The sequence below is a fragment of the Pedobacter sp. B4-66 genome (assembly GCF_018492665.1).
Taxonomy (GTDB): Bacteria; Bacteroidota; Bacteroidia; order Sphingobacteriales; family Sphingobacteriaceae; genus Pedobacter.
The window spans coordinates 51,454-64,456 of record NZ_JAFVME010000004.1 but is presented as its reverse complement, the minus strand read 5'-3'; the positions used below and the strand labels follow the sequence as shown (position 1 = coordinate 64,456).

Genomic DNA, 13,003 nt, shown 5'->3' with positions numbered 1-13,003 from the left:
TATTAGGAGATGATGATAGAGTTTTTATCTACCCTTGGTTGCTGTCCGCCACGTAAAATTGAATTACTCTCAAATTTCTGACTCTGATCGATGGTTTTAACTGAAAGAAAATCATTCTCATCAATCTGTCCGCTTTGTGCAAAAGCAGTTATCGCATTGCGGTAACTTACCAGCTCAATATCGGTAAGACTAATTCCCGATTTCTTCATTAATGCCGCAGTTTTAGGCACAGCAAGTGGGTCGGAGATACCCCAATCAGCTGCCGAATTGATCATAACCCTTTCAGAACCATATTGTTTTACAACCTCTACCATACGTTCATTGCCCATTTTGGTAAAAGGATAAATGGTAAATGCTGCCCAGAAACCTCTGTCTAAAACTTCCTTAACGGTTTCTTCATTGTTATGATCTATAATTACCGAATATGGCGAAAGGCCATGTTCAATAGCAATATCCATACTGCGTTGAGTACCTTTTTTCTTATCCCTGTGTGGCGTATGAATTTGTACAGGCAAACCTGATTCTTTTGCAAGCTCCAGTTGTAAACGGAAATATTTTTCTTCGGCAGCAGTCTGGTCATCAAAACCAATTTCGCCAATACCAACAACGCCTTCTTTAAAGATGAAATTAGGAAGTACTTCCATTACTTGTTCAGCTAATTTTTCATTGTTAGCCTCACGAGAGTTTAAGCCTATTGTGCAATAGTGCTTAATACCGAATTGCGAAGATCTGAATCTTTCCCAACCAATAAGGCTGCTATAGTAATCTGTAAAACTGTCAACGCCGGTACGTGGCTGACCAAGCCAAAAGGCTGGTTCAATTAATGCAACAATTCCAGCATCAGCCATAGCCTGGTAATCATCGGTAGTACGAGAGGTCATGTGAACATGCGGGTCAAAAAATTTCATCCCGCTGATGTCATTTAAATCAAGGGAAGTTTGAATTTTTTCTCCTTCATTTCTTTCCTGAAAATTATCATTACAGCACATAATTCAAAATTTATATTGTCTGATTTTTTTGTTCTATCAATTTGTAGATTTCTGGATTAACGGTTCTATGGGCAGCTAAACGCTCTTGTACATAATCACTTAGCGTGTCTGTTAACGCCTGGTTCGATCTTTCATTTAATCCAACGATATGATTTACATCTTTATCTGTAAAAAATGCTTTCAATACTAGTTGATTCCATGCACCTTCCGAAAGGAAGTGAGCAGGATAAGGATTATGATACATTATGGCCTCCAGTACGGTGCCAATATTGCTTCTAATTCCATCTTCACATCTGGATACCCACTCTTCTGCATAGCTTAAAAATGGCAATGTCGAATACAGTGCTATTTGCTCGTTCATTTCTGAACCTATAAATAAGCCACTTATTTTTTTGATGTAAGCCTCTTTATTTTCATTAGGCACTTGCATCAATAGCCAAACACGCGATAACCTGTCAGCGGTCCATTCTTTTAATGAAAAGCCAGGTAGCAGCTGCGCTATCTTTGCTTCGTCTTCAGCTTGCAACACTATTGGCTGTTTGCCAGCCAATCTTGGAAGATGCGAAAATGTAAGGTTTAATTGTATCGATTTTTCTTCTGTTTTAATCAATTCAACTTTAGTTTCCAGCCATTGCAAAGCATCGCTGCTAAGGTTTTGTTTAATGATTTGAAGAAAAAGATCATTAAGGCTTTTTATCCCTTCTATATCTATCAAAAGCATGATGTTCTTTTTTTATAAATTGATTGCCGCAAAATAGTTGATAGCAAGAGCACCACTTATGATTAAAAGACCAAAGAATTCTCTGGTTTTCTCAATATAAGGTTTGGTAGCCTGCATACTCTCTACTAAGCTTGGTCTTCGGTATTTCATTATCCAGTCACGCACCCCGTCTTTCGCAAAAAAGAGTATGATTGCGTAAATAAGATAGAAAGATATGGCAACAAGGTATACGATAGGGTAAAAAAGATCAAAAATGGCAAATCCACAACAAATGGAAGCCACCATATAGATGGGTACCCACAGCCATGAGTCGCTGTCATTGAGGTTCACATATGCGAATAGTATAAACGCAACGCAAAAAACGGAGTTTAAAATGCTAAGTAGCATAACAAAGAAGATTAAATTTGTGTGTGTATTAAATTAATAAATACAAATAAACAGATAATAAACTCGATTTGTAAGTGTGTATTGTAAAAAATGAAATAGAATGCATAAAAATATTTATCCTAATCTGTTGGTTTTTATGTAATTTCATAGCCAAAGTATCTCAATTAAAGGAAACGCTATGAATAAATATTTAAGTTTAGTTTTTGCAATGTTGCTTGGTTTAAGTGTAAATGCCCAGCACAAATTGGAAAAAATCTGGGAAACAGATAGTATTATTAATCTTCCCGAATCTGTTCTGCCTGATACAAAAGCAGGAGTATTGTATGTGTCAATTATGGGCAACAGCGCCGATGCCAAAGATGGAATTGGTGGAATAGGAAAGCTCGATATGAATGGAAAGGTGATTAACCTGGACTGGGTAACCGGACTTAATTCTCCAAAAGGACTGGCCATACATGGTAGCAAACTGTATGTAGCCGATATAACGGATGTAGTTGTTATTGATATTCCTAAAGGCAAAGTGGAACTTACCATACCAATAGCAGGTTCAGCTTTTTTGAACGACATTACTGTTAGCGATAAAGGGGTGGTGTATGTGTCAGATTCCAGAACAAAAAAAATCCATCAGATCATCAACAATAAAGACGTTGTTTATTTAGAAAATATAGATGGGGTTAACGGTCTTAAAGCTATTGGTAGTGATTTATACATTGCCGGTGGAGGTAAAAACCTTTTAAAAGCAAATGCTAAAAAAGATCTGATTAAAGTAGCCGGATTGCCAAATGGTGGTGATGGTATTGAGCCTATCGGAAATGGCGATTTCTTATTTTCAAGTTGGGGTGGTTATATTTATTATGTATTCGCAAACGGCACATCTGAGCTGTTGCTAGATACGCATTTGGAAAAGAAAAACACTGCCGATATCGGTTACGATCCAGTTAAGAAAATAGTTTACATCCCTACTTTTTTCAAGAAAAGTATAATGGCATATCAGCTAAAATAAAATTGTTTAAGGAGGTTATTGCGAATTCTTAACCTCCTCAAGCATACTGTTAAGAGTACTTCTGTTGAGTACCTTACCTGCAGTAATCACGATGAAAATCTTTTGAGTAGCACTTATGTTTTTCAAAGGGTTTTCATCCAATAGTAATATGTCTGCTCTTTTACCTGGGGCAATGCTGCCATATTCTTTTTTGCCAAGAAACTCAGGAGAATTTACCACTGAGGCTTGTAAAGCCTGTAACGGAGTTAAACCGTATTTAACCAAAAGCTCCAGTTCTGTATGTAAGCCAATACCCGGATATGCATAAGAATTTAAGTATCCCGCATCTGTTCCTGCTAATATCTTAACTCCTGCTTTTTGTAAAAGAGGGAGCGTAGTTACTGTTTTTTCGAATAATTCATGTCTAAAAGCAATGGCTTCTGCATCATCCTGTTCCACTCTTTTTACACGACCTTCATAAGTTTTTTGCAAACCTTTACCAATGTATTGCAAGTAACTGTCATTTTTATGATTGTCTTTCTCAAAATAGGTAAGTATATAATTTAGCGATAGGGTTGGTGTAAGGTACATGCCATGCTTGGCCATGTTCCTGTAGGCAGCAAGTGCAGCTGTTTCATCAAAAGTTTGCATTACTTTTTGGTTAAACGCTTTACCTCTTAAAGTTCCTGCGGCTACTTCATCCGAAATCTCTTTTTCAACTTTCGAACCGGCTTTAAGTGCATAACCTAAATGTTCAACTGAGCTCAGTCCTGCGTGTGCAATTTGTTCCATAGTTAAAGCACTTGGAATGTGTGCAGATACTTTGTATCCACGCTTGCGGGCTAGTCTTATTGCTTCTAAAAAGAGATCAGGTTTTAATGTATTGTCTGTGATTTTAACAAAATCAACATGCATTTTTTGCAGAGAATCTAATGCCAGTTCTATTTCTTTGGTGTTGCCCACCTCAATGTCTCCTTTCCAAACAGATTTGTAGCCTTCCAATTTAGGGCCTGAAGTAAAAATGCGAGGGCCTAGTAACTTGCCTGCCGCAAGTTCATCTCTCCATTGCAAAACACTAGGGCTAATATCAGCAGCAGCATCTCTCACAGTTGTGATACCATATGCTAGAAATAAAGGAAGCAGGTTTTTGTTCTCATTTATTAAAGAGTCGCCGCCACCAAAATGCATGTGCATATCCCAAAGTCCCGGGATCAGGTATTTGCCTTTTCCATCCAATATTTGCTTCGAATTATATCCGCTGATCTGTTTTTCATTAAAAACAGTAACGATTGTACCGTCTTTAATGGCTATGGCTTTTCCCGTTATTATTTTGCCGGTTTTAACATCAATGATATTTGCAGATTTAATAATTAAATCGACTTCTTTTTTTTGTGAAAACACAGAGGCACTGGCAAAAAGGAAGAGCACAGAAAGGATTACTTTTTTCATTGGGGGAAGATTATTTTTTAGTTGCCTTGGCAAGTATTGTTGTTATTTCTTTGAAATTTCTGTTTTTAGCATGAGTTAGTGCATCAACACCATCTTTATCTTTAATGTCAATGTCGCAGCCCGCATTTACCAGAAGCTGAACAATTGTTTGGTATTTACTACTTCCATCACCTAAAATAACGGCTTCCAGTAAGGCCGTCCAGCCCAATCTGTTGATGTGATCAATTGGATAGTTTTTATCTTTAAGTAATTCAGTAACTACTGCAATGTGGCCTCTTTCGCAAGCAGGAATTAGTGCTGTGCCATTGTAGCGATTAAATACCTTGTAATCAGCTCCAGCTTTTAAGCATAGCTGAAGAATTTCCAGATAACCCGATGCTCCTGCATACAAAAACGGACTGTTTAACATATTATCCTGTTTGTTGACATTAGCGCCGGCATCAATCAGCATTTTTGCAAGTGAAACCTTATTACCATAAGTAGCATTCATTAAAGGGGTTTCACCTTTGCTGTTTTGGGGTTCAAGGTTTTTGTGATTGGATAGCCATTGAGAGAGTTTGGTGCTATCATTTGCAGCTATAATGCTGAATATTTCTGAGGTACTTTGTTCCATTTTTTTATTCTGCGAACAAGCATTCATTGTAAGGCAAGTAAGCACTATGATTGATGCAATTCGAAAATTCATACGCAAATTTAACATTAAACCAGCCAGCTCAATAGGACTGATTATCTCAATATGGGTACTAATTATTTGTTTTTCGAAATTCTTGCGGACTAACTCCGGTGTTTTTTCTGAAAAATCGGGAGAAATAAGAGGTGTCATTAAAACCAAGAGCGTAAGCAATCTCTTTAATGTCGAGGTTGGTCAGTGTAAGCATTCGTTTGGCTTCGAGTAAAATACGTTCCCGAATATAGTCTCCTGTGGTTATTCCGGATTTCTTTCTGCAAATCTGGTTGAGGTAATTGGGTGTAACATGTAGCTCATCGGCATAAAATGACACTTCACTATGCACCATATAGTGTTGATCTAGAAGTGTAAGGAAGGAGTTAATCAGACGATTGTCGGTAGTTGTGTCTTGCAGGTTAAAACTGTGCGAATACCATCTTTTTAATAGAATTAGAACAAGTTGTAGCCTGGTTTGCAGTAATTCTGTTTGGAATTGCGCTGTGGTAGACATCTCTTTTAATATCTGCTCAAATTCTAACGTTAAGGTTTGGTATTGATCGTTTTCGAGAGTAAGAGCCGGGTAAGCAGAGAGATTAAAAAAAGGCAACCGCTGACTACCTGCTGTCAAGAACTTTTGTGAAAACATCAACTGATAGCCGGAAGTATTTTCTGCCAGATCCCATTGATGTGCCTGACCGGGAGCAAGAAAAAATACCATCTTTTCGCTCACGCTGTGCTCTCTAAAATCTATAGTATGCGTTCCGCTACCTTGTTCTATAATTAGCAGCATATAGAAATCGTGCTTATGCGCATGAGGAATATGAGGCATATTAATAGGATCATGGCGCAACAATTTAAAGTCCTCCCCGGTATAAGGGAGGTTGAAGATCTGCTCAATGCCAACAGTAGGTAATAACATATCCTACAAATTTAGCATTATAAAGGTTTTACTGTTACACGAACACCTTCTGAATGTGTACTAAATTCCGGAGCGTACATAGATTGCAACGTTGTTATCCCATTAGAGAAATTCCCTGCCTGACTTACCCTTAATTCATACTCAAATACATAAACCCCTTTACGCATGTAATCCATAAAGAAATTGGTTGAGGCATCTTTGGTACTTTCATAATACCCTAAACCATCCTGATATTTGTATTGAGAGATTACATTTACAGGCTCAAAACCAGACGATCGCATGTCCTTTAGGTGGATGTATTCCATGTCACGGTCTGCACTGATCTCTATCCTTACTTTTACTAAATCTCCTGTTTGTAAGATGGTTGATGTATTTAATGGAGCAAGCTGATCACCATTTGCAGTTTGACGCTTTAAAAACAATTGTTTTTTAATCTTTACGCCTGTTTCGCTTGGTGTAATTTTGTCCAGTTGCTCAAAGTACTGCCAGTATACGCCTCCCCAGGCAATTGAATTGTTATTATTTGTGATTTCAATTTTGCCCATTTCAGGCTTAACCTTAGGGCCGGCAATACTTACCTTTTGATAACCTGTGCCAGCTTCTTTCTTTGGTTCAGCTATGCCAAACTGCTCAAAGGATTTATCGCCTATTAGAATTTTCGATCCTTCTGTTTCTTCTAGTAAATTATGGCCTTGCATTAATAGGGCATAGCATGCTGCAGTAGTTGCTTTAGTGGTTTTCCAATCATTTGTTTGCTTGTTTTTAAGCAACCAGATTTTCATTTCTTCCACTGATTTAATGTCTGAAGCTACTTCGTTAAACACTTCGATTAGTAATGCCTGTGTTTCTATAGGACTCTGATACCACCACCAGCCTCTGGTATTGCTGCTCCAGAACATCCCCATTTCATCACTTTGTTGACTTCGGTCTTTTAATGAGTTAACTATTTTTAACGCCTCAGCATGATTTCCATTTCGGTGTAATACAAGCGCAGAAAGACCTTGTTGGTAAGTCCCCATTTTTGGCCACTCTTTAGAGATGTTTTTCAGATAATAATCTAAAGCCTTGTTGAAGTTGATATTGGTGTTAATCTGTTTACTATAACTGCGTGCATACAGGTAGTGCAGCGGTAAATAGTCGGCAGTAGTTTTTGATTGGCTCGCAGTATAATCTTTAGTGAACTCCTCATCTAAATAAATAATTGCCTTATTAAGCATGGAGTTAAACTCAGGATAGTTTTGTTCATCAGTAAGCTTAAGGAATTTTAGTTGTGCCATCCCTAAAACAATCTGCTGGGTGATGTACCTGTTTTCGCTCATGCCACTAAACCATGGGAATGAACCATTTGGATACTGCATTTTTTGCAGCTTTTCAAAATTGCTTTTGAGCTCATTGCTCATGCGCGCTAAATTGAATAATGCAGACAAGCGTTTTTTTCTCTCTTGCTCATTGTTGGTATTTCTAACCCAAGGTGTTTCTTCAAGTAATATTGATTTTAGTTCCGGATTTTTTTCAAGATTTGAGGATAATGCATCGCTCTCCGGAAGTTGCCATTGATCAAACACTTGCTTTGTTCTCGGAGAGCTGTTAATTATTCCCGAAGCAAAACTATTTGCATAAAACCTACTGAAAGTTTGCTCCGCACATTCATATGGGTATTCCATTAAATAAGGCAGGGCCTGAACTGCGTACCATGCCGGGTTAGAGGTGTATTCAAGGGTCAGCGCCTGATTTCGCATCGTAGTTGACTTTCCAGACTCCAATAGCTTTTCCATCTTAAATGTTTTAGTGGTATTTCCACGAACGTTTAAGGGCATTGTTTCGGTAACCAGAATCGCGTTAGTTAAAACTGGAATGATCATTTCTTCTCCATCACTAAATTTCCCCGATTCTGCAACTACTTTATAACCGATAGCACTTATTCCCCTGGGGATAATTAAAGTCCATTTAATAGCTTCACTACCTTTATCATTCAGGTCAAATTTTTGGGTGGTATTAGTTTTAGTAGCAAAGATTTGTATGATGTTTCCTGTTAGTGCATCAGATAACTCCAATGCGGCTTTACCTTTAAGTTTTTTACCCGATAGGCTGTTCAGCTTAGCGCTGAATAAAATGGTATCCCCTTCGCGGAAAAAACGAGGAGCATTTGCAGAAATGGATAGTTGTTTTTGAGTAATCAATTCTCTACTAATCCGTGCCGTTTTGAGGTCTTTAGTATGCGCAAACCCCATCATTTTATAGCGAGTAAGAGATTGTGGAATGGTGAATTCAATATCAATCTCACCTGATTCGTTAGTGTGTAACTGAGGGTAGAAAAAAGCACTTTCATTGAAATTTGTTCGGGTTACAATGTTGGCTAGTTTACTGCTTAGTCCGGCCACTTTAGGGGCGCTCTGTATATTTAATCCGGCAACTTTTCCTTGTAGCAGCTGTTCTACATTGGAAACAGGTACATCCTGCACCTCTTTTCCTGATACAATGAAACTAGAGCCTGTTGTTTGTTCTCTTGTCCTTTTTTGATAGCCTCTAATTACAACTTCTTCCAGATTTTTTTTGTCCTCTCTTAAAGAAATATCCATCCTTTTGATGGCTTTAACCTTTGTTGAATAGTTGAAAAAGCTTGGGGCACTGAAATTTAACACCTCACCTGTTTTGGCATTTATCGCATATATGCCGTACTTATCTGTTGAGGTCATCCTTTTCCCTGCTATCTTAACCTGCACACCTGGGATAGGAAAGCCTTGGTGGTCTTTTACAATCCCATAAATTAAATTTCCCTTTTGCAGTAAAGCAATCCGTTTTTTAGATTCCAATAGATCGGCATTTATCTTTTTAAGGTTAACGTATTGCAAGAAGTTATTAAAGTAGCTCTTGTCGTATTCATTGAATTGAAATCCGAACAAATTAAGTTGTTCATACTTGCGATCTGTAATCCCGCCGTAATATTGATTTGTACGTAAGAACCACATATCATTACCCTGGCTTACCCGATTGAGACCTGAATTCCAGTTGAAGGCATAATAGTTGTAATAATCGTTATAAATGCTTTGCCAGCTCATCGGTTTAAGTTCATCAAGTGACGCGTCATATAGTGTTGCAACGAGCTCCGCCATTTGTTTCTCGCCGGCTTTATTGCTTATTTTTAATTTCCATGTTTCTTTTTCGCCTGGTTCCAACTTGTTCCTAAAGCTTAGGAATTTAATTTCTAACTGTTTTGCTTCATTTACGACAGTTACAACCTGCTGAGAATTATAACTGACCCCATTTTGAGTCATGGTAAACTGAACTGCAAAAGTGCCTTCGTAGTTGGGTTTGGGCGCTACATTTAAGATACTTTGTTTGGGAGAACCTTTAATCCAGACCTTCTCACTAATTTTTCCCTTATAATTTATTTCATAATATATGGAGGCACCGGAAGCTAATGCCGCAACTCTAAATACCGCACTCTCTCGAGGATTTATAGTTGTCTTTTCTGGTACTAACCATTCGTTCATAGTCTGGATAGTATCAGGCGAGTTGCCAAAGACTCTAATTACCTGCTCTATGTTGATGGTATCATTATCAGAGTTTTTGGCTGTAAACAAAGCTTTATAGTATCCAGGCTTCAAATCGTTGTTATTTAAACTTATTGCCCCCACGCCAAGCTCGGCGTTTACATTCTGATCAACAGTTGTTTTAAGAGCCTTCCAGTTTGCCGGATTGCTATCGCCACCATAATCTTCATTTGGGAAGTTTTTGATAAATTCTTCCTTACCCAAAGTATATTTTTCCGGGGCATCAATAGAAAAGCTTTTGGTGGCCAAGCGACCAGGATATTGAAGTTGGTACCACTGTACCCTAAGGGATGATTTTATGGGTTGATTATTTAGGTTGTTTATACTGAAATGAATACTATCAGTTTTGTTGTTAGAAAAGATTCGTTCAGGTAGATTCAGATTTAACCGAACATCTTTTTTGCCAACATAAATGGTTGTCGCTGCGGATCTTGTTTCTCCATTGATGTCGCTAACGTCGGCATTTATATTGTAATTGATGACTTGGTTTTTGTCTTCATTGGTTGCTGCAAAAAACTTAATGCTAAAGGTGCCGTCGGGGTTGGTTTTTGTGATTCCTATAGCTCTTTGGTTATCATTACTCTCAACGGTATATTTCACAGTAGCGCCTCCAATAGTATAGGCAGAAAATGCCATCGCTTTGCCTTTTACTACAATTGTGTCATTAAATTTATATCGCTCAATGGGCTTGTCAAAGATTACCTGAAAAGTAGGCCTTTTGTATTCTTCAACTTGTACCTGTACCGCGCCATATTCTGTGCTAATAATCATCTGGCCATTTAATTTTCCTGTCGGAATATCAAATGAACTCTGAAAGGTCCCGTATTCGTTAGTTTTTAAGTTAACAGTCTTAATGTCTTGGTTGTTTACATCGCTGAAAACAACTTCCATATCTTCGTTAGGTATGATTTTGTTTTTGCCGTCAACTTCCTCGAGGAATAATCCCTTATAATATACAATTTGACCAGGACGATAAATTGGGCGATCAGTAAAAAGCACTACTCGCTTATTGGGTGTCTTTTCTCCATAGTAGTAAGAGTTCGTCTCAATAGAAACCGTATCAGTATCTAAAGTAGCGGTGGCAGAACTTATTCGTATATATTCATTGGAGATAGCAAAGCCATCATTGCCAGTTTTAATTGGGGTAGGAATACGCTTTTCATCGGAGTAGCGATTTACTTGCTCCTGTATTTTTACTCCTGTTAAAGGCTCGCCGCTTGAACTGTTTACTGCAGCGTATTGTCGGATATCCCCACCTAAAAGTCGGGTGCTAATGTGCATTCCGGATACGCTGAAAAATGCAAAATTACTTACAATATTATTGGGTAGTGTATCCTGAATGCCTTCACTTTGAGCAATTAATAAGTACTTTCCTAATGGTAAGCCATCAAGTTTATCAACTATATTGTGGGTTTTGTAGTCGGCAGTAGATGGCAGATCAACGTTCCATGACTTAATTTCTTTTTGTGCTTTTAAGAAGCCTAAGTATTCGGTTTCATCTCTAAAATCAGGCATGTCATTAGTCAGTTTTGCAGGGACTTTATATAACCTAAGAGATACCTGACCAACGTTTTGATAGCTATACTGAATTAGCATTGGCGCATTCGGTTGGGCATATTGTTTTAGCTTAATCGATAATGATTTTGCTCTAATCTGCTTAATTAAATTAGTTGCATTAGTAGCACCATTGCTCTTTGGATATGCCCTTATTGCTTCCTCTGCCAGTTTAACGGCATTAACTAAATTCAATTTATTGTCGCCATTTTTTGAGTAGCCGTTTCTGTAGAGCAGTGCTTGCTCATAAAGTATATCCGAATAGATTTCAGTTTCTCTGGCTTTACCCGATAGCTGCTGAAGTGCATCAAAATACGCGGTGTCTTTGCTTTCTTTTAAGGATCGTTGATAAATAAATTTTATTCGCTTAAGGTCTACATCAATCATGGCCGCAATATTCTTTTGGCTACTGTGAAATTGTAAAAGCTTTTGAAAAATTATAAAGGCTTTTTGCTCGGTTGAGGTACTATCTCCCGTTGGTAATGATTCTCCAATAAAACTTTTGATATCTGAAAATAGGGTTGTCCTGAAATATATTGGATTAATAGGCGGAGTAATTAAATCAATCTGAGTATTACTAAAAGTAGATAAGGTGCGGTGAGCCAGAAGATCGTAAAGCGTAGGTCGCAGATACCGTGTTGTGCTATCTCCTGCAAGAAGCGTAGTGAAAATGTCAATCTTAGTATTCTGCAATAAATCTGCATCGGCGATGGAGGCTATATAGCTATTTACTGTCTCATCGATTATTTTTTTTGCTGACCAGGTCTTTATGTCGTTTCCATTTTCAATCTCTAATGAGGTTCTTTTCCTTATTCTGTAAGCATTTTGAAGATAATAGTTCCAATAGCTCTGTCCGAGCAATGATTGTAGTATGCTCTTCTCCGGCTGTTTGGCCACTAGAATATCTTGTTTTAAATCTGCGTTAAGTTTGGTAAGATTCGTTGGGTCGAGATAATGTTGAAAAAGTATTCTGTAAATAACCGACTTAACTAATGCAACTGTATTTCCTTCTTTTCTTGCTTTAGCGTTTAAATCATTAACAAGTAAAAGTGCACTTTTTACATTTTGGTTTGAAGCAAGTGAATCAGCCTTGTTAAAAGTTTTTTCGTACCCAACCAGATTGCCCCGTTGCGAAAAAACGTTGGTGAAAGTAAAAATGCAACAAGCAAATACTAGTGCTAAACGTAGAGCGGTTTTCATAAGCGATAATTTACAGAAGGATGGAATTTGAGCTCAAATTCCATAAGCAGGTTACTTCAGCTTTACATAGGTCTCAACAATCTCATGATTAACATTGAGGCTGTCTATTTTTTCAATGCCACGTTGTACCAAGGTGTCGTTTTTTATATTTACCGTAAAACTGAACTTCAAATCTTCCCAGTCTCTGTAACTGCAGTATTGTAGATGTTCTTCGTATTTATCTCCGTTTAAGGTATAGGTGCCACTACCTGCATCAAAAACAGTATTTTTTCCTTTGCCTTTACTAATGTCGTGCTTGAAGAAAGAGAAATGAGTATCGTTAAATTGCTTAATCATTTCCTGGTTTTCAACTGGGAAAGAACTTACGGTATCTCCTTTGGTTATAGTTTTTGCTGATACAAGCTTCCACGTTCCGTTTATAGGTTGCTCTGATTTGGCTTTTTTTGTTTCTGTTTGATTAGTGCAGGATGCTAATGCAAGCGCCGAAAAGGCCAATGCTGATAGTAGTTTCATGTTTGATTTCGTTAATATTTATTTAAATATAAATAAATATTTTATTCCTTTGGATTCGTTCTTATTGA

9 protein-coding genes are annotated in these 13,003 nt (G+C 37.7%); 1 reads left to right on the top strand and 8 read right to left on the bottom strand.

The window, feature by feature from the left end; genetic code table 11:
* Positions 1–2: 2 nt before the first annotated feature.
* The 3 genes from J1905_RS08720 to J1905_RS08710 are packed head-to-tail and all read right to left on the bottom strand — an operon-like array spanning position 3 to position 2,097.
* A complete protein-coding gene (locus J1905_RS08720) occupies positions 3–989 on the bottom strand; it encodes a TatD family hydrolase (RefSeq protein ID WP_214226918.1) in 987 nt (328 codons plus the stop codon).
* 10 nt (positions 990–999) lie between these two features.
* On the bottom strand, positions 1,000–1,710 hold the full coding sequence (locus J1905_RS08715) for an EboA domain-containing protein (RefSeq protein ID WP_214226917.1): 711 nt from the start codon (positions 1,708–1,710) through the stop codon (positions 1,000–1,002).
* A gap of 12 nt (positions 1,711–1,722) precedes the next feature.
* Positions 1,723–2,097, bottom strand: a complete 375-nt coding sequence (locus tag J1905_RS08710; protein ID WP_108205033.1) for a transmembrane 220 family protein — start codon at positions 2,095–2,097, stop codon at positions 1,723–1,725.
* Between the two features lie 178 nt (positions 2,098–2,275).
* On the opposite strand from J1905_RS08710, the gene J1905_RS08705 reads away from it, so the two are divergent.
* Positions 2,276–3,100, top strand: coding sequence for an NHL repeat-containing protein (locus J1905_RS08705; protein ID WP_214226916.1), 825 nt, complete (start codon positions 2,276–2,278; stop codon positions 3,098–3,100).
* 15 nt (positions 3,101–3,115) lie between these two features.
* Here the strand turns inward: J1905_RS08705 and J1905_RS08700 are convergent, their stop codons facing one another.
* The 5 genes from J1905_RS08700 to J1905_RS08680 all read right to left on the bottom strand — a co-directional run bounded on the left by J1905_RS08700 (position 3,116) and on the right by J1905_RS08680 (position 12,935).
* Positions 3,116–4,528, bottom strand: a complete 1,413-nt coding sequence (locus tag J1905_RS08700) for an amidohydrolase family protein (RefSeq protein ID WP_214226915.1) — start codon at positions 4,526–4,528, stop codon at positions 3,116–3,118.
* A gap of 10 nt (positions 4,529–4,538) precedes the next feature.
* A complete protein-coding gene (locus J1905_RS08695; RefSeq protein ID WP_250318051.1) occupies positions 4,539–5,141 on the bottom strand; it encodes an ankyrin repeat domain-containing protein in 603 nt (200 codons plus the stop codon).
* A gap of 130 nt (positions 5,142–5,271) precedes the next feature.
* Positions 5,272–6,114 carry a helix-turn-helix domain-containing protein gene (locus tag J1905_RS08690; RefSeq protein WP_214226913.1) on the bottom strand — a complete coding sequence of 281 codons (843 nt, stop codon included), beginning with the start codon at positions 6,112–6,114 and terminating at the stop codon, positions 5,272–5,274.
* Positions 6,115–6,131: 17 nt separating this feature from the next.
* Positions 6,132–12,422: an alpha-2-macroglobulin family protein gene (locus J1905_RS08685; protein ID WP_214226912.1), complete on the bottom strand. Its 6,291-nt coding sequence runs from the start codon at positions 12,420–12,422 to the stop codon at positions 6,132–6,134.
* Between the two features lie 51 nt (positions 12,423–12,473).
* Positions 12,474–12,935 carry a lipocalin family protein gene (locus J1905_RS08680; protein ID WP_214226911.1) on the bottom strand — a complete coding sequence of 154 codons (462 nt, stop codon included), beginning with the start codon at positions 12,933–12,935 and terminating at the stop codon, positions 12,474–12,476.
* Between the last annotated feature and the right edge of the window lie 68 nt (positions 12,936–13,003).

Excerpts from the sequence above, each read along its gene's own strand:
- J1905_RS08710 (WP_108205033.1), bottom strand. The coding sequence starts at position 2,097 with ATGCTACTTAGCATTTTAAACTCCGTTTTTTGCGTTGCGTTTATACTA.
- J1905_RS08705 (WP_214226916.1), top strand. The coding sequence starts at position 2,276 with ATGAATAAATATTTAAGTTTAGTTTTTGCAATGTTGCTTGGTTTAAGT.
- J1905_RS08690 (WP_214226913.1), bottom strand. The coding sequence starts at position 6,114 with ATGTTATTACCTACTGTTGGCATTGAGCAGATCTTCAACCTCCCTTAT.
- J1905_RS08695 (WP_250318051.1), bottom strand. The coding sequence starts at position 5,141 with ATGGAACAAAGTACCTCAGAAATATTCAGCATTATAGCTGCAAATGAT.
- J1905_RS08700 (WP_214226915.1), bottom strand. The coding sequence starts at position 4,528 with ATGAAAAAAGTAATCCTTTCTGTGCTCTTCCTTTTTGCCAGTGCCTCT.
- J1905_RS08720 (WP_214226918.1), bottom strand. The coding sequence starts at position 989 with ATGTGCTGTAATGATAATTTTCAGGAAAGAAATGAAGGAGAAAAAATT.
- J1905_RS08685 (WP_214226912.1), bottom strand. The coding sequence starts at position 12,422 with ATGAAAACCGCTCTACGTTTAGCACTAGTATTTGCTTGTTGCATTTTT.
- J1905_RS08715 (WP_214226917.1), bottom strand. The coding sequence starts at position 1,710 with ATGCTTTTGATAGATATAGAAGGGATAAAAAGCCTTAATGATCTTTTT.
- J1905_RS08680 (WP_214226911.1), bottom strand. The coding sequence starts at position 12,935 with ATGAAACTACTATCAGCATTGGCCTTTTCGGCGCTTGCATTAGCATCC.